Below are 15,747 nucleotides of genomic sequence, written 5' to 3' on the forward strand. Positions count from 1 at the left end.
CTTATTGGGAACGGGTAGTGGCCAGACCGGTTTTCTCGGCAGCCTTGATCGCACAGTTTTCGTCTTGCTCGCCGCCGCCGGAACCGGCCACGCCCATGGCGCCCACCAGTTCAGATCCGAGGAACAGCGGAATCCCGCCGCCAAGCAGGAGCAATTCGTCGAGGGTGTTGAGGTTGGCGGTCTGCGGATTGCTGCGGGCGCGCTCGGCGAACAATCGTGTGGCGGTTTTGGTCGACAGCGCGGTGTAGGCCTTGCGTTGGCTGGCGGCGGTGTTGTGCGGACCGACGCCGTCGCCGCGCAGGGTCACCAACAGATTGCCGCCCCGATCGAGCACCGACACCGTGCCGGTGCAGTTGGCCATTGCGCTGTCGGCGAGCAGACGTGCGGTTTTCAGGTCGAGATCAGCGTGACGCGGCAGCTCAGGACTGGCGGCAGCGGCGCCACTGAGGCCGATCATCAGGCTGGCTACAAAGTATTTGACGGTCATGGACAGGCTCCAAAAGCGAAGGTCGCCACCTTAATCGCCGGTCTTCGTCAGAACCTCGTCAGTCTGATTACAAGTTTGTAATGGGCAACGCCGCCGAAGGCGCCTAGCCTGTGTGCCTGATCAATCGAGGTGTGCCATGCGTTTGCTGGTCGTAGAAGATGAAGCCAAAACCGCGAATTTCCTCGCCAAGGGCCTGGGCGAGTCGGGTTTTGCCGTGGACGTGGCGCTCAATGGCCTCGATGGGCGCTACTTTATCGAGCAACAGGAATATGACCTGATCATCCTCGACGTGATGCTCCCCGGCCTCAATGGCTGGCAATTGCTGCAGCTGATCCGCCAGCGCGGCGCCACGCCGGTGTTGTTCCTGACCGCCAAGGACGCCATTGAAGACCGCGTGCGCGGCCTCGAGCTGGGCGCCGATGATTACCTGCTCAAGCCCTTCGCCTTCGCCGAACTGCTCGCGCGGGTGCGTACGTTGTTGCGGCGCGGGCCGATGCGCGAAGCCGAGTCGTACACCATCGCCGATCTGGAAATCGATGTGTTGCGCCGCCGCGTCAGTCGCGGCGGCCAGCGCATCGCCCTGACCAACAAGGAGTTCGCCTTGTTGCAATTGCTCGCCAGTCGTCAGGGCGAAGTGCTGTCGCGCACGCTGATCGCCTCGCAGGTGTGGAACCTGAATTTCGACAGCGACACCAACATGGTCGAGGTTGCAGTGCGGCGTTTGCGCGCGAAAGTCGATGATCCCTACATGCCGAAACTTATCCACACCGTGCGCGGTGTCGGTTATCAATTGGAAGCGCCTGACGATGCGCTCTAGGTCGATCGCCTGGCGTCTGGCGCTGGCGTTCGCATTGGTCTGCGCTTTGGTGCTGAGCGCGATTGGCGTGTTCCTCTACCGTTCGCTTGCGTCGGAAATCGCCTACCGCGACGACCTCGCGTTGCTCGGTCGACTGGAGCAAGTGCGCGCCTTGCTCGCTGACAGCGACAGCCTCGATGCCTTGCAGGCGCGGCCACGGCTGTATCAGAACATGCTCGGCAATCTCGACAGCCTGTTGCTGGTGCGCCGCGCCGATGGCTCCAGTGTGATCGCTATCAACCCGCGGCAACGCGAGTTGCCCGCGCTGAACGCTATCGCCCGCGAGCAAACACCGCAGCGCTCCGATGTGCTCACGTGGCAAGCACCGGACGGTGCCGAATTGGCGCTGTTGTCCGGCGAAGCGCAAGGGCCGAATGGCGAGCCACTGACGGTCATCGCCGGCAAAGTGCTGAGCGAGCGCGAGCAGATGCTCGGCAGCTATCGCATGCGCTTGTACCTTTCGGTTGGCCTCGGTGCGTTGATCGCCTTTGCCTTGGGCTTGCTGTTGCTGCGCCGGGGCCTGCAACCGTTGCGTCAGTTGAGCGAAGCAGTGCGCGGCATCGACCTGCGTAGCCTTGATCAACGCCTGCCTGCCAATGGCACGCCGGCAGAATTGCTTGAACCGGTGCAAGCGCTCAACGGCATGCTCGCGCGGCTGGACGACAGCGTGCAGCGCCTGTCGCAGTTCTCCGCCGATCTCGCCCACGAAATCCGCACGCCGCTGCACACCTTGCTCGCCAGTAACGGGCAGGCGCTGAATCATCCGCGCAGCACCGAGGAATATCAGGAAGTTCTCGCCTCGAACATGGAAGAGTTCGAACGGCTCAAGCGCATGGCGGAAAACCTGATGTTCCTTGCCCGCGCCGAGCAGGCCGAGCGCGCGCTCAATCTGCAAATCCTGGATTTGCATAGTGTTGGCAGTGAACTGTGTGATTACTTTGAAGCCTTGGCCGATGATCGTGACCTGCGCTTGGACAACCAACTGCACGGCAATCTGCTCGCCGATCAGCAACTGCTGCAACGCGCACTTGGCAATCTGCTGGCGAATGCCGTGCGCCACGCCGATCAAGGATCGGTGATCAGTCTGCGTCGCCGCGACGAGCCGGGTGAGTGCTGGTTGCAAGTGCACAACCATGGCCCGGCGATTGCGCAGGAACATCTGAGCAAACTGTTCGACCGCTTCTACCGCGTCGATCCTTCACGGGCAGAACCGGTGGATTCGGGTGGCTTGGGGCTGGCGATTGTGCAGTCGATCATGCAGTTGCATGGTGGGCAGGTGCGGGTGAACAGTGATGTTGGCGGCACCATTTTTGAGCTGGGCTTTGCGTTGAATTAAAGGGCGCTATCGCGAGCAGGCTCACTCCTACAATTGGAATGCGTTCCCCCTGTAGGAGTGAGCCTGCTCGCGATGGCGCCAGATCAGACAAACTGATTCTGGATCAGCGCAAGCCATCACGAAACTGCCCCGGCGTCATCCCGGTCCAGCGCTTGAACGCACGGCTGAAGCTGCTGGTATCAGCAAAGCCCAGCAAATAACTCACCTCACTCAACGAACACTGCGGATCGCGCAGGTGCAGCAGCGCCAGATTCTCGCGGCTCTCGTTGAGCAGTGTGTCGAAGCGACAACCCTCATCCGCCAGATGCCTTTGCAAACTGCGCAAACTCAGGTGCAAGGCCTGAGCAATTCGCTCAGCACTCGGCTCACCTTCCGGCAATTGTTCTTCGATGGCATCGCGCACCTTGCGCTCCCAGGTCAGCGGCTGGAGCTGAGCCATGGTGCGTTTGAGCACCGCTTCATTGTGTTCAGCGAGTTCCGGGTTGGCGTCGTCGAGGTGGCTGTCGAAGTCGGCGAGGGCGAACTCCAGGCGATCCTCGAGGCAGCCGAAATGTACCGGAGCGCGAAAGACTTTGTGCCATTGGTGCGCATCGCTCGGTTCCGGGCGGCGCAGGTACACGGCCAACGGTGCGTAATCACGGCCAAGGCGATTACGGCAGGTGCGCACGTAGATCGCGGTGAAGGCGTCTATGGCTTCGAAGGCCGGCGCCGGATTGCCTGACGGAATTTTCAGACGAAATTGATAGCGGTCGTCGCTGCGGCTCAGTTCCAGTTCCAGCGCATCGCTGACCACCGGGTGATAGCGCACGATGCGTTCAAACACTTCACGCAAACTGCCGCTGGCGACCAGCGCATAACCGAGGGCATGGAACGTGGTCGGGCTGACGAACCGCGACACGCGCAAACCAATCGCCGGGTCGCCGCTGACCTGCACGGCGATTTCCCATAGGCGCGTGGTGCCGGACAGCGGATAGCGCGCGTTGGGGTCGTCCATCAAATTGGGGTCGAGCCCGGCCTGTTGGCACAGGGCAATGCTGTCCAGCCCCAGCGCATCGAGTTGCTTGCGCAAGGCACGGGTCCAACTGGCGAGGGAGGTCGGTTCCTTCATGCTGATTGGCGCTTCCGGTCAACAGGTTGGCGTTCTCGGCTACCGCGATTCAAGCCCCGGCGAGGCACGATGCGAACATCATAAACCCGAGGATGGAAGCATGGACGGTACTTCTGCAAGTCCCCAGCGACACAATGCGGCCCAGCGATCAGCACATATTCGCCAAGTGGTGCTGGCCAAAGGCGTCGAATTGCGTGAGCGCTACCCGATTCTCAAGCATCAGGATGCGCTGGGCGCGGGGATTCTGGCGTTTGCCCTGATCGGGATGATCGGCTCGGCGACGCTGTACATCACCGGCCATATGGCGTGGTGGGCGTGCCTGTTGCTCAATGCGTTTTTTGCTTCGCTGACCCATGAGCTGGAGCACGACCTGATCCACAGCATGTATTTCCGCAAGCAACGCGTGCCGCACAATTTGATGATGGGCCTGGTGTGGCTGGCGCGGCCGAGCACGATCAACCCGTGGATCCGTCGCCATCTGCACCTCAATCATCACAAGGTCTCGGGCACTGAAACCGATATGGAAGAGCGCGCGATCACCAACGGCGAGCCGTGGGGTTTTGCACGTTTGCTGATGGTTGGCGACAACGTGATGTCGGCGTTCATCCGCATGCTGCGAGCCAAGACCTGGGCGCACAAGCTCAGCATCATCAAGCGCACGCTGAAGGTCTACGCGCCGCTGGCGCTGGTGCATTGGGGCGCGTGGTATGTGTTTCTCGGCTTTCATGCGGCCAATGGCATTGCTTACCTGCTGGGCGCGCCGATCGACTGGTCAGCAACCACGTTGTCGGTGATGCAGGTGATCGATATTGCCGCCGTGGTGATCATCGGCCCGAATGTTTTGCGTACGTTTTGCCTGCACTTCATCAGCTCGAACATGCATTACTACGGCGATGTTGAACTGGGTAACGTGCTGCAGCAGTGTCAGGTGCTCAACCCTTGGTGGTTGTGGCCGTTGCAGGCGTTCTGCTTCAACTTTGGCAGTAGCCACGGGATTCATCATTTTGTGGTGAAGGAACCGTTTTATATCCGCCAGATGACCGTGCCGGTGGCGCATAAGGTGATGCGTGAGATGGGGGTGAGGTTTAATGATTTTGGGACGTTCGGGCGGGCGAACCGGTTTGTTCGGCGGGATGAGGTGGTGGTGACCGGGGAGGCGGTGGAGGCCTGACACTGCTTCCCCTCACCCTAGCCCTCTCCCGGAGGGAGAGGGGACTGATTGGGGGATATTGGGGAAGTACGCCGACGTGAAAGAGTTTTATCGAATCCATAGTCGACTGGTTTTCACAGGTCGATGTTTAGCGAAAGACACCTTGGTCAGCTCCCTCTCCCTCCGGGAGAGGGCTGGGGTGAGGGGCTTTTGATCTTGCCCTCAATCCGGCTGAAACGGCGACTCACTCAAGATCACCCCAGTCTCCTCGACATACTGCTGCCAATGCCCGATCAACGCGCTGAGCTTGTCCGGCTGACTCAACGCCAGATCATGAATCTCCCCCGGATCACTGCTCAAATCATACAGCTGCCACGTCGCCGGCCCGACCGGCCCGGGGATCCACACCGCTTTCCACGACCCCTGGCGAATCGCCCGACGCCCGAACAACTCCCACCCTGTCACCGTGTGCTCGTCATGTACCTGCGCAGTCTCACCCGACAAGAACCCCAGCCACGATTTGCCACGCAACGGCGCCACCGGTTTGCCGTGCCAGAGCTTGCCCGGATGACGCACCCCAGCCAGATCGAGAATGGTCGGCGTAATATCCATCACCGTACCGAAACCATGGCTGATCTGTCCTTTAATCGGCAATTGCGGATAGTGCAACAGCGCCGGCACGCGAATCCCGCCCTCGGTGGTAAACGCCTTGAACAGGCGCGACGGCGCAGTCGCCACCTGCGCCCAGTTCGGCCCGTACCAGACGTAGGAGTTGGCCCGGCCAATGTTGTCGAGGCTGTTGTCGTAATGCTGGCTGAGGTACGTCACCAGTTCCGGGCCGAATTTGGGGAACGCTTCAAGCAGTGCGCCTTCGGCACCGTTGTCGGACATGAACAGGATGAACGTGTTGTCGAGTTGCCCCTGCTGGCGCAGGTAATCGACGACCCGGCCGATGTTCCAGTCCATGCGCTCGACCATCGCCGCGTAGACCTCCATCGCCCGTGCGGAAATCTGCTTTTGCTCGTCGCTCAACGCTTCCCACTGTTGGGTCAACTGAATCAATGGATGCGGCTCGACGTCCGCCTCGATCAGGCCGAGGGTTTTGAGTTTTTCCAGGCGCTCCAGACGCAGCACTTCGGGGCCAGCGTCATAGCGGCCACGGTATTTCTCGACGATCTCGGCCGGTGCCTGCAACGGCCAGTGCGGCGCGGAGAACGGCAGGTAAGCGAAGAACGGTCGGCTCTGGTCACGCTCCTTGAGGTACTGCAGTAACTTGTCGCCGAAGGCATCGGAGGAATAGAAATCCTTCGGCAACTCATCGAGAAACGTATCGTCTTCAATGTACAGCGCCGGCGTGGATCTCAGCAGGCCTGGCGTTTGCTCATCGTAGGTCGGTTCGAAACCGTAATGGTTCGCCGCGCCGGGCAGCAGCGAAAACGAGCGCTCGAAACCTCGTGCATGGGGCGCCAGTTCAGCCTTCAAACCCAAGTGCCATTTGCCACTCATCAAGGTTTGATAACCGGCCTCGCGTAACAGCTCGGGCAGTGCGACGACGCGGTCATTGAGATAACCCTCGTAACCCGGCTTGCCGATCAGCTCCGGCGTCAGTGTCTCGGCCATGGTGCCGATCCCGGCGATGTGGTGGTCGGTGCCGGTCAGCAACATCGAACGGGTCGGCGAACAGGTTGGCGCAGTATGAAAGTCGGTAAGGCGCAGGCCGTTGTTGGCCAGGGCATCAAGGTGCGGCGTGGCGATTTCGCCGCCGAAGGCACCGATGTCGGAAAAGCCGAGATCGTCGGCCAGAATCACCAGAAAGTTGGGACGTTGCGGCATCGCAAAACTCCTGTTCAGCAGGCAATGAACGTCAGCGGCAGATCGCGGATCTGCACCGGCACGCTCGGTTGGTAATGGTCGTCACTGGTCAGCTCGTGCAGCAGCTCTTCACGCAACTGATGGAAGTCGAAACTGCTGCGCTGGCGCGGATGGGGCAGGGCGATGTCGACCACCTGCTTGATGCGGCCCGGGCGCGGCTCCATCACCACCACGCGGTCGGCGAGGAAGATCGCTTCTTCGACGTCATGGGTGACGAGGATCGTGGTGATTTTTGCGCGCTCGCGGATCGCCAGCAGCTCGTCCTGCATCTGCTGGCGGGTCAGTGCATCAAGGGCACCGAAGGGTTCATCAAGCAGCAGAATGCGTGGGCTGGCGACCAGACCGCGAGCGATCGCCACACGCTGGGCCATGCCGCCGGACAGCTGATGCGGGTAGGCACGGGTGAAATCGCGCAGGCCGACCAGGTCAATGAAATCGTTGATTCGCTGTTGTTTCTGCGCAGCAGTCAGCGGTTCGTTGACCAAGCCCAGACCGATGTTGTCGGCAACGGTCAGCCACGGGAACAAGCGGTGTTCCTGAAAGACAATGCCGCGTTCGCCGCCGATGCCGCTGACGGCTTTGCCGTCCACGGTAATCTGCCCGCGAAACTGCGTATCAAGGCCCACCAACAAGCGCAGCAAGGTCGATTTGCCGCAGCCGCTGGAACCGACAATGGCGACGAATTCGCCCTCGGCGATGTCGAGGTTGAATTCGCGAATCGCCTCCAGTTCGAAACCGTCGACGTCGAAGGATTTGCCTACGTGATTGAAGCTGACAATCGGTGCGTTCATGCGTGTCTCCAGCGGGTCGCGCGAATTTCCAGGCGTTGGCCAATGAGGTTGAGCAGGGCGCCGGTGAGACCGACGAAAAGCATGCCGGCCATGATCAGGTCCATGCGCAGCAGTTGTTGTGCGCCAATCATCTGGCTGCCGATGCCGCCATTGGACGGCATGAAATATTCGGCGCCGATGGTGCCGAGCCAGGCGTAGATCAGGCTCAGTCTGAGCCCGGCGAAAATCCCCGGCGCGGCGCCCGGCAGTACCAGTCGACGCAGACGCTGGCCGAGGCTCAGGCGCAGCACTTGTGCGGCTTCGTTGAGTTGCGGTGAGAGATTGGCGACGCTGCGTTGCGTGGCGATAAACAGCGGGAAGAAGGCGGCAAGGGCGACGAACACCCACTTGGCCAATTCGCCGAGACCGAACCATGCGGTGAGCAGCGGCACCCAGGCGAAAATGGCGATCTGGCGGATGGCCGCGAGGGTCGGGCCGAGCAGGCGTTCGCTGATGTTCGACAGGCCCAGCAGCAGGCCCAACGCAAATCCGAGTCCGCCGCCGAGCAGCAGGCCACCCAGCGTGCGGCCGAGACTGAGGGCCATGCCGCTGATCAACGTGCCGTCGAGTACGCCAGCCCATGCCGTGCTCAAAACGGCCAACGGGCTGACCAGAATATTGGCGTCGACCCACTGTTGGTCACTTGCCAATTGCCACAGTGCCAACAAGCCCAGCGGTAGCAGCCACGGTTGCAGCCGCTGCCAGCCGTCATAACGCGGGCCGCGACGAATTTCGGCGGTGGCCGGATGCGGCCAGTGCACCAGTTTCTTGTCCAGTAGACCGATGCCGCGATCCATCGCCACGCCGATCAAACCGATGACGACGATGCAGACGAAAACGATGTCGAGCATGAACAGTTGTCGCGCCCAGACCATCAGGTAGCCGATGCCTTCACTGGAAGCCAGCAGTTCGACGGCCAGCAACGACGTCCAGCCGGCGGCCAGCGCCAGGCGCACGCCAGCCATGAACGCGGGGAGGGCGGCGGGCAATACCAGGCGCCGAATCAGCAGGCGTGGCGGCAGGCGCAGAACAGCGGCGGCTTCACGCAACTTCGGCTGGGCATCTCTTACGCCGACCAAGGTGTGCAGGGTCACCGGCACGACGATGGCTTTGATCAGCACCACCAGTTTCAGCACTTCGCCGATGCCGAAAAACACCATGAACAATGGAATCCACGCCAGCGTCGGTATTTGCGACAGGCCGGCGAAGGTCGGGAAGATCAAACGTTCAAGACGCCGACTGAAGCCCAGTGCTGCGCCGAGCAATGCACCGGCCGAAACCCCGGCAAGCAGGCCCCAGAACAGACGCTGCAGGCTGATCCACAAATGGCTCCATAACTCGCCTTGAGACAGCTCGACAGCGCTGTTCCACACCAGCGACGGCGCCGGCAAGATCTGCTCGCTCATCCATTCATTGCGTGCGGCCAGCCACCACAGCGCGAACAGACTGAGCGGCAGCAGCCACGGCAACAGGCGCTGGTTCAGGCTGGGCCAGGTACGGCGGCTTTTCAGCGGCGGCGCGGGGAGTGGAAGACTGAGCAAGGATTGGCGGGCCATGGGTGACCTCCGTTGTCGGGTTGGCTCAAGATCAAGATCAAAAGATCGCAGCCTTCGGCAGCTCCCACGGGGGAATGCGTCCTTGAATTGACCCCTGTAGGAGCTGCCGAAGGCTGCGATCTCGTGCGGTATTAACTAAGAGCTAATGGTTATAAATAATCTTCAATAAGTTGTTTTTAGAGATAAGCAGCGCCATTTAAGGCCTCCAGCCCACACGCATCCAATGCATTCGAAGAATATTTTCGATGCTGTTAATGCATACGCCGCTGCGAGCCCCGGCGCTGCTCGCTTAGCGTTAAAAGCTATAAAAATGTGCATTTATAGTATTTAAGCGTAGGTAGTCATTCGGCCTACTTTCGGCTCCTCAACGCCCGTCGTAATCAAGGAGCAGCACCCATGAACCTTCCCTTCAAACGTGTTTTCAGTCTGTTTGCCGTTCCGGCTCTGGCGGGCCTGCTGGCGTTTACCGCGCATGCCGACGAGCTCAAGGAAATCAGGATCGCCGTCCCAGACCTTAGCGCCGGCACTCAGCACAGTGGTGGGGGCGTGGTTGATGTGCTGCGCGATCAGCAGATCTTCGAAAAGGCTTTTGCCGATCAGGGCATCAAGATTCAGTGGAGTTTCTTCAAAGGTGCGGGACCGGTGATCAATGAGGCGTTTGCCAACGGTCAGGTTGATCTGGCGTATCTCGGCGATCTGGCGGCAATCATCGGCAAGTCCAATGGCCTGGATACTCGCTTGCTCAGCGCCAGTGCGCGTGGGGTGAAGCAGTATTTGGGGGTGGTGCCAGGCTCCGGAATCAAGACCTTGCAGGATTTGAAAGGCAAGCGTGTGGCGATCTTTCGGGGCACGGCAACCCAGTTGTCGTTTGATGCGGCGCTGGCCAGTCAGGGCCTGAGCGAGAAGGATCTGAAAGTGATCAATCTGGATTTCAATGCAGCGGTCGCGGCGTTGGCAGCCAAGCAGATCGATGCGTCATGGGGCAGCTCCGGGTTGAGCGCTTTGCAGGCCAAGGGACTGGCCGAGTTGCCGCTGAACACCAAAGATCTCGGTGGCGCAGGCAGCGTGCAGTCGGTACTGGTCGGCACGGGCAAGTTTGTCGACGCACACCCGGAAGCGGTGGCCAAGCTGCTGAAGGCGCAACAACAGGCGGTCGAGTGGCTGACACAGGACAGCAACAAGGCCGCTTATGTGCAACTTGTCTCGGGTTTGGCCAGTTATCCACCGGTGATCCTGACGCAGGATCTGCAGGATCAGAAGTTGAGCGAAGTGTTCCCGTCGACGCTGGATCCGGTGTTCCTTGGCAGCTTGCAGGACAAGGTAGATCTGGCGGCGCAGCAGAAGCTGATTCGCAAGCCGTTCAAGGTCAGCGATTGGGTGGCGCCTGAGCTGGCTGCGGCCAAGCTTTGAATCTCTAGCGCCTGATCCGGCGCCATCGCGAGCAGGCTCACTCCTACATTTGGAATGCGTTCCCCTGTAGGAGTGAGCCTGCTCGCGATAGCGTCCTAAACGGCGACGCTGACTTCCTGTCTGTCCACCGCCACCAACGTCTCGATCATCGCCCGTGCCGCCGGCGACAGGCGAAACCCGGTACGACTGACAATCCCGCAACGCGCATTCATGCTCTCCAGGTTCTGCGGCAGATTGCGCCAGTGCAGCAACACCAGCGAACCCTTGGCAATGTCTTCGACAAACGCCTCTTCCGTACCAACGCCAATCGCATTCGATTGCAGCACCACCTTCACCAGCGCCGGAAAATGCTCGGTCTCGATGGTCGGGGAAAAATCGATGCGGCCACTCAGGTTCGCCAATAATTTGCGAATCCCCGGGGGGATCAGCGTGGTCGCCAGCGGGTAGTCGAACATGTCGTTGGTCGACAGGCTTTCCTTGGCCAGTAACGGATGCCCCGGCCGGCAGAAAAACACCCCGCGTTTGGGCGTCAGTGCCTGGGTCTGGAAGTTTGGATCGGACTCGAAATGGCGGATGTCGGCGATGAAGAATTCGATCTCTTCACGGCTCAACGCGCGGCTGAGTTTTTCCCAGTTATCCACCTGAAAACAGGTGCGCACTTTCGGGTGCGCGTTGATGAATTGCGCCACGGCGTCCGGCACCAGTTTCACCGCCGGTGCCGGGCCGCAACCGAAGTGCACTTCACCGGCATCGAGCTTGGTCATCTGCGTCACCTCGGCACTGAGCAGCGCGGCACCTTGCACCAGGCTCAGGGCGTGTTGCAGCACCACTTGGCCTTCGGGCGTGGGGCGCAGATCCTTGTTGCCGCGATCCACCAGCACGCAGCCGAACTCCTGCTCGAGCCCCTGAATACTGCGGCTGAACGCCGGTTGAGTGATGCCCATCGCATCCGCCGCGCGGACAAAACTGCGGTGTTCGTTGAGGGCGATGAAGTAACGCAACTGGCGAAGATCCATATGCTTTTCCGGCATCCTAAAAATAGCTCGAAGGCATTTGCGACGAGGGTTGCTAGAGGTTTTAAATGCAAGCTCTTATTCCGTCAACGAAGCATGTGAATATCTATTAGATGTAAATGGAATATAGATAGAGCGTTGTTTCGCTGCCGTCCAAAACCGTAAGCAGTCGATGAGGGTCTACCCATGAGCAATGCCGCACTCGCAGTAAAACCCGCTGTCCACGCGCTGGAGATTCATCCGGTCGCCGGTCGTATCGGCGCCGAGATCCGTGGTGTGCATTTGTCCGGTGAGCTGGACGCCGCCACCGTCGAAGCTATCCAGCAGGCGCTGGTTCAGTACAAAGTCGTGTTCTTCCGTGAGCAGACCCAACTCGACGATCAGCGTCAGGAAGCCTTCGCCCATTTGCTCGGCGAGCCGGTGGCGCACCCGACCGTGCCGTCGCGTGAAGGCACGCGTTATCTGCTGGAGCTGGACGGTGCCGAGGGCCAGCGCGCCAACTCCTGGCACACCGACGTGACCTTCGTTGACGCCTACCCGAAAGCCTCGATCCTGCGCTCGGTGGTGGCCCCGGCCTTTGGTGGCGACACCCTGTGGGCCAACACCGCGACGGCGTACAACGGCTTGCCGACCGAGCTGCGTGAACTGGCCGACAAACTGGTCGCCGTGCACAGCAACGAATATGACTACGCCAGCGCCAAGCCGGACGTCTCGGCGGAGAAGCTTGAGCGCTATCGCAAGGTCTTCACGTCGACGGTTTACGAGACCGAGCATCCGGTGGTGCGTGTACACCCGATCAGCGGTGAGAAGAGCTTGCTGCTGGGGCATTTCGTCAAACGCATCAAGGGTTATTCGCAGGCGGATTCGGCGCATCTGTTCGGGCTGTTGCAGAGTCATGTGATCCGTCAGGAAAACACCGTGCGCTGGCGCTGGAAGGCCGGTGATGTGGCGATCTGGGATAACCGCTCGACGCAGCATTATGCGATTGATGATTACGGTACGCAGGATCGGGTGGTGCGTCGGGTGACGTTGAAGGGTGAAGTGCCGGTGGGCGCGAATGGGCAGCGTAGCCAAACCACCAAGGGTCGTGACTGAAGATCAAGAGCCCCTCATCGGAACGCCGCCCGCCCAGCCCTCTCACCGAGGGAGAGGGAGCCGACCGAGTTGTCTCGCGTTATGCATCGACCTGAAAGATCTTTATCGATTATGGATTCGGTGAAGCACGATCAGGTCGGTGTATCTCTGCAATATCCCCCGTTCAGTCCCCTCTCCCTCCGGGAGAGGGTTAGGGTGAGGGGCTCTTAAAGCTACCAAACCCCAATCTGAACAACCTTCTCGGCTTGCGGCTCACCATAGCGAAACCGCTGCCCGCGCAAATCAATCTCCTGATGACTGATCGTCGTGCGCCGCTTCAACCCCCGCACCCACTCAAACAAATACCCCGCATGCTCCTCGCGCACCGCCGCGAATTCCGGGGCATCACCCAAATCCTGCAACTCCTGCGGATCATTCAGCAAATCAAACAGCTGCGGCCGAAAACCGTCGTACGCCAGATATTTCCAGCGCTCGCTGCGCACCATGGTCATCCGGCAGCGATCGATCGGCTGGCCCAGACGCTCCCGCGCCGGCGCCTGGAAGGCGTAGTCGTATTCGCTGATTGCATAGTGGCGCCAGTGCGGATTTTCGCCGTGCAGAAGCGGGATCAACGAACGCCCTTCAAGCCGATGCTCTGCCCCCGGCAATCCCAGTGCTTCAAGAAAGGTCGGCAACGCATCGATGGTTTCCGCGAGTCGATCATCCACCGTGCCGCGTGTGACATCCGCCGCCGCCCGAGGATCACGCACGATCAACGGCACGCCCACCGCCTGCTCCAGCAAAAACTCCTTCTCACCGAGCCAGTGATCGCCCAAAAAGTCGCCGTGATCGCTGGTGAACACGATCAGCGTGTCATCCCAGCGGCCATTGCTCTGCAGAAAATCGAACAGCCGTCCGAGTTGATCATCCACCTGCTTGATCAGACCCATGTACGTAGGGATTACAGTCAATCGTACTGAATCGCGGGAAAAGTTGAGGCTTTCCTCATGTTGGCGAAAGGCAGTGTAGACGGGGTGTTTGCTGGCTTCGGAGGGTGTCGCGCGGATCGCTTCGAGAATCGATTTCGTACTGTACAAAGCGTGGTATGGCGCTGGTACGATATAGGGCCAGTGCGGTTTGATATACGAGAGGTGTAAACACCACGATTTCTCGCCTTGCTCGGTAATGAAGTCGATGGCTCGATTTGTAGTGTAGACAGTCTCTGAGTGTTGCTCGGGAATTCGTGCTGGCAAATTCGCATGACGCATTTGCCAGCCGCTGAGGATTTCACCGTGCTCGCCTTCGGCGGCGTTGGCCCAGTCGTGCCAGGGGTTTTTGCCGTCGAACCCCTGCTCGCGCAGATAATGGGTGTAGGGCGCAGATTCGCGTTTGTCGTCGAACAGCGGATCGTCGGGGTAGATGCCGTCGTGGCGCATGTAGGGTTCAAAACCGACTTCGTTGAGGATTTCGGCTTGCTCGCTTTGCGGATTGATCGCCAAGCGTTGCAGCGCATCGACATTCGCGGTGGCGTGGGTCTTGCCGACCAGCGCAGTACGAATGCCGTGGGGGCGCAGGTAATCGCCGATGGTCAGTTCTTCCAGCGGCAACGGCACGGCGTTCCACGCCACTTGATGACTGCTGACATAGCGTCCGGTGTAAGCCGACATCCGCGACGGGCCGCAAATCGTGCCTTGGGTGTAGGCGCGGCTGAAACGAACGCCGGCTGCAGCCAGGCGATCGATATTCGGTGTGTGCAGATGCGGATGGCCGTAGCAGGACAGGTAATCGCGGCGCAGTTGATCGCACATGATGTACAGCACGTTGCGCACGGGGTTTGGCGGGGTGGGCATGGGGTTCACCGGTCAATGGGACAGGCGAGGGTTTTCGCTTTCGCTGGGGGTGTTCGGCAAGTGCATTTGGGGAATGGGTTTTATGCAGGGAATGCATCGGTGCCTGCACTGGCCCCTTCGCGAGCAAGCTCGCTCCCACATTTAGCCCGCGTTCCCCTGTGGGAGCGAGCTTGCTCGCGAAGAGGTCCGATCAGACGGCGAGATTCTGCAGCGAACACACCTCCTCATCCTGCTGATCAATCGCCTTGATCTGCTCAATCATCGCCTCCGCCAACGGCGACAACCGATACCCTGCGCGGCTGACAATCCCGTAGCGGGTGTACAGCTCCTCAAGATCATCCGCCAGTCCTTCGATGCGCAAGCACACCAACTCGCCCTTGGCCTGATGCAGCGCGTCGGAATACGCCCCGACAATCCCGATCGCATCCGAACGCAGCACCACGCTGAGCAGGCTCGAGCTGTTTTCACACTCCACATTTGGTGTGAAATCCGGCCGCCCGCTGAGGTCGACTATGACTTTGCGCAGGTTCGGCGGACGAATACTTACCGCCAGGGGATAGCTCATCAATTGCTCGGCGGTGACCCGCTCAAACCCGGCCAAAGGGTGGCCGGCACGACAGCAGAAATGCCATTTGCGCGGTCGCAACCGGTAGGTCAGATAATCCGGATCTGCCTCGAAGTGCCGAGTGTCCGCGACGAAAAATTCGAACTCTTCGCTGAGTAACCGCTTGCTCAGACTCTGCCAGTCATCGACCTGAAACTGCACCCGCGCTTTCGGATAGCGCCCGATGAAGCTGCCAATCGCGCGAGGGATCAAACCCGCCGCCGGCGCCGGTCCGCAACCGAAGCGTAATTCCCCCGCTTCCAGCCCATTGAACTGACTGATCTCGTTGGCCATCTGCTGCGCGCCACTGACCAGTCGCCGCGCGTGTTCGAGCAGGACCTGGCCCTGTTTGGTCGGCGGTAATTCCTTGCGCCCGCGATCAACCAACTGGCAGCCGACGCTGTGCTCCAGCGCCTGAATGCTGCGGCTAAACGCCGACTGCGACAGGTTCACCGCCTGCGCGCCGGCGACGAAGCTGCGTTGTTCAGCCAGGGCGATGAAGTGACGAAGTTGACGCAAGTCGATATGCATTTTTCACATAAAAAATATCCGGGAAATGCATTGGATATGCATTAGGTCGACTCCTTATAAAGGCAATCTC

Annotated in this window: 13 protein-coding genes; 5 read left to right on the plus strand and 8 right to left on the minus strand. The window is 60.2% G+C overall.

Going from position 1 to position 15,747, the window contains the following annotated elements; all coding sequences use genetic code 11:
* Position 1: 1 nt before the first annotated feature.
* Positions 2 to 487, minus strand: a complete 486-nt coding sequence (locus tag H8F23_RS18550) for a GlcG/HbpS family heme-binding protein (protein WP_194935353.1) — start codon at positions 485 to 487, stop codon at positions 2 to 4.
* A 136-nt stretch (positions 488 to 623) separates the two neighbouring features.
* Between H8F23_RS18550 and H8F23_RS18555 the strand changes: the two genes are divergently transcribed.
* Complete coding sequence (locus tag H8F23_RS18555; protein ID WP_016987597.1) at positions 624 to 1,304, plus strand: heavy metal response regulator transcription factor; 681 nt, start codon at positions 624 to 626, stop codon at positions 1,302 to 1,304.
* Positions 1,294 to 2,679 carry a heavy metal sensor histidine kinase gene (locus H8F23_RS18560; RefSeq protein WP_194935354.1) on the plus strand — a complete coding sequence of 462 codons (1,386 nt, stop codon included), beginning with the start codon at positions 1,294 to 1,296 and terminating at the stop codon, positions 2,677 to 2,679. Before H8F23_RS18555 ends, H8F23_RS18560 begins: the two co-directional genes overlap by 11 nt.
* 103 nt (positions 2,680 to 2,782) lie before the next feature.
* On the opposite strand, the gene H8F23_RS18565 is transcribed toward H8F23_RS18560, so the two are convergent.
* Complete coding sequence (locus H8F23_RS18565) at positions 2,783 to 3,787, minus strand: AraC family transcriptional regulator (protein ID WP_194935355.1); 1,005 nt, start codon at positions 3,785 to 3,787, stop codon at positions 2,783 to 2,785.
* 100 nt (positions 3,788 to 3,887) lie between these two features.
* Between H8F23_RS18565 and H8F23_RS18570 the strand changes: the two genes are divergently transcribed.
* On the plus strand, positions 3,888 to 4,958 hold the full coding sequence (locus H8F23_RS18570; protein ID WP_194935356.1) for a fatty acid desaturase: 1,071 nt from the start codon (positions 3,888 to 3,890) through the stop codon (positions 4,956 to 4,958).
* A 201-nt stretch (positions 4,959 to 5,159) separates the two neighbouring features.
* Here the strand turns inward: H8F23_RS18570 and H8F23_RS18575 are convergent, their stop codons facing one another.
* From H8F23_RS18575 to H8F23_RS18585, 3 genes are read right to left on the minus strand one after another with little or no spacing between them, the layout of a single operon-like run.
* The gene (locus tag H8F23_RS18575) at positions 5,160 to 6,770 is read right to left on the minus strand and encodes an arylsulfatase (protein WP_194935357.1); all 1,611 of its coding nucleotides are present in this window, start codon (positions 6,768 to 6,770) and stop codon (positions 5,160 to 5,162) included.
* 14 nt (positions 6,771 to 6,784) lie between these two features.
* Positions 6,785 to 7,600 (minus strand): ABC transporter ATP-binding protein, encoded by an 816-nt coding sequence (locus H8F23_RS18580; protein WP_194935358.1) that lies wholly within the window; start codon positions 7,598 to 7,600, stop codon positions 6,785 to 6,787.
* Positions 7,597 to 9,195, minus strand: a complete 1,599-nt coding sequence (locus H8F23_RS18585) for an ABC transporter permease (protein ID WP_194935359.1) — start codon at positions 9,193 to 9,195, stop codon at positions 7,597 to 7,599. The genes H8F23_RS18580 and H8F23_RS18585 overlap by 4 nt, the downstream gene beginning before the upstream one ends.
* A gap of 396 nt (positions 9,196 to 9,591) precedes the next feature.
* On the opposite strand from H8F23_RS18585, the gene H8F23_RS18590 reads away from it, so the two are divergent.
* On the plus strand, positions 9,592 to 10,605 hold the full coding sequence (locus H8F23_RS18590) for an ABC transporter substrate-binding protein (RefSeq protein ID WP_194935360.1): 1,014 nt from the start codon (positions 9,592 to 9,594) through the stop codon (positions 10,603 to 10,605).
* 95 nt (positions 10,606 to 10,700) lie between these two features.
* Here H8F23_RS18590 and H8F23_RS18595 read toward each other — a convergent pair whose 3' ends face one another.
* Positions 10,701 to 11,621: a LysR family transcriptional regulator gene (locus H8F23_RS18595; RefSeq protein WP_007917649.1), complete on the minus strand. Its 921-nt coding sequence runs from the start codon at positions 11,619 to 11,621 to the stop codon at positions 10,701 to 10,703.
* Between the two features lie 183 nt (positions 11,622 to 11,804).
* Between H8F23_RS18595 and H8F23_RS18600 the strand changes: the two genes are divergently transcribed.
* A complete protein-coding gene (locus H8F23_RS18600; protein ID WP_194935361.1) occupies positions 11,805 to 12,713 on the plus strand; it encodes a TauD/TfdA dioxygenase family protein in 909 nt (302 codons plus the stop codon).
* Between the two features lie 212 nt (positions 12,714 to 12,925).
* Here the strand turns inward: H8F23_RS18600 and H8F23_RS18605 are convergent, their stop codons facing one another.
* On the minus strand, positions 12,926 to 14,542 hold the full coding sequence (locus tag H8F23_RS18605) for an alkaline phosphatase family protein (protein ID WP_194935362.1): 1,617 nt from the start codon (positions 14,540 to 14,542) through the stop codon (positions 12,926 to 12,928).
* A 190-nt stretch (positions 14,543 to 14,732) separates the two neighbouring features.
* Positions 14,733 to 15,677, minus strand: a complete 945-nt coding sequence (locus H8F23_RS18610; protein WP_093440466.1) for a LysR family transcriptional regulator — start codon at positions 15,675 to 15,677, stop codon at positions 14,733 to 14,735.
* Positions 15,678 to 15,747 lie beyond the last annotated feature (70 nt).

Source organism: Pseudomonas neuropathica (assembly GCF_015461835.1).
GTDB lineage: Bacteria > Pseudomonadota > Gammaproteobacteria > Pseudomonadales > Pseudomonadaceae > Aquipseudomonas > Aquipseudomonas neuropathica.

What these genes read in the sequence shown, in the direction of transcription:
- H8F23_RS18565 (WP_194935355.1), bottom strand. Translation starts at nt 3,787, where the DNA reads ATGAAGGAACCGACCTCCCTCGCCAGTTGGACCCGTGCCTTGCGCAAG.
- H8F23_RS18595 (WP_007917649.1), bottom strand. Translation starts at nt 11,621, where the DNA reads ATGGATCTTCGCCAGTTGCGTTACTTCATCGCCCTCAACGAACACCGC.
- H8F23_RS18575 (WP_194935357.1), bottom strand. Translation starts at nt 6,770, where the DNA reads ATGCCGCAACGTCCCAACTTTCTGGTGATTCTGGCCGACGATCTCGGC.
- H8F23_RS18550 (WP_194935353.1), bottom strand. Translation starts at nt 487, where the DNA reads ATGACCGTCAAATACTTTGTAGCCAGCCTGATGATCGGCCTCAGTGGC.
- H8F23_RS18590 (WP_194935360.1), top strand. Translation starts at nt 9,592, where the DNA reads ATGAACCTTCCCTTCAAACGTGTTTTCAGTCTGTTTGCCGTTCCGGCT.
- H8F23_RS18560 (WP_194935354.1), top strand. Translation starts at nt 1,294, where the DNA reads ATGCGCTCTAGGTCGATCGCCTGGCGTCTGGCGCTGGCGTTCGCATTG.
- H8F23_RS18585 (WP_194935359.1), bottom strand. Translation starts at nt 9,195, where the DNA reads ATGGCCCGCCAATCCTTGCTCAGTCTTCCACTCCCCGCGCCGCCGCTG.
- H8F23_RS18610 (WP_093440466.1), bottom strand. Translation starts at nt 15,677, where the DNA reads ATGCATATCGACTTGCGTCAACTTCGTCACTTCATCGCCCTGGCTGAA.
- H8F23_RS18600 (WP_194935361.1), top strand. Translation starts at nt 11,805, where the DNA reads ATGAGCAATGCCGCACTCGCAGTAAAACCCGCTGTCCACGCGCTGGAG.
- H8F23_RS18555 (WP_016987597.1), top strand. Translation starts at nt 624, where the DNA reads ATGCGTTTGCTGGTCGTAGAAGATGAAGCCAAAACCGCGAATTTCCTC.
- H8F23_RS18570 (WP_194935356.1), top strand. Translation starts at nt 3,888, where the DNA reads ATGGACGGTACTTCTGCAAGTCCCCAGCGACACAATGCGGCCCAGCGA.
- H8F23_RS18605 (WP_194935362.1), bottom strand. Translation starts at nt 14,542, where the DNA reads ATGCCCACCCCGCCAAACCCCGTGCGCAACGTGCTGTACATCATGTGC.
- H8F23_RS18580 (WP_194935358.1), bottom strand. Translation starts at nt 7,600, where the DNA reads ATGAACGCACCGATTGTCAGCTTCAATCACGTAGGCAAATCCTTCGAC.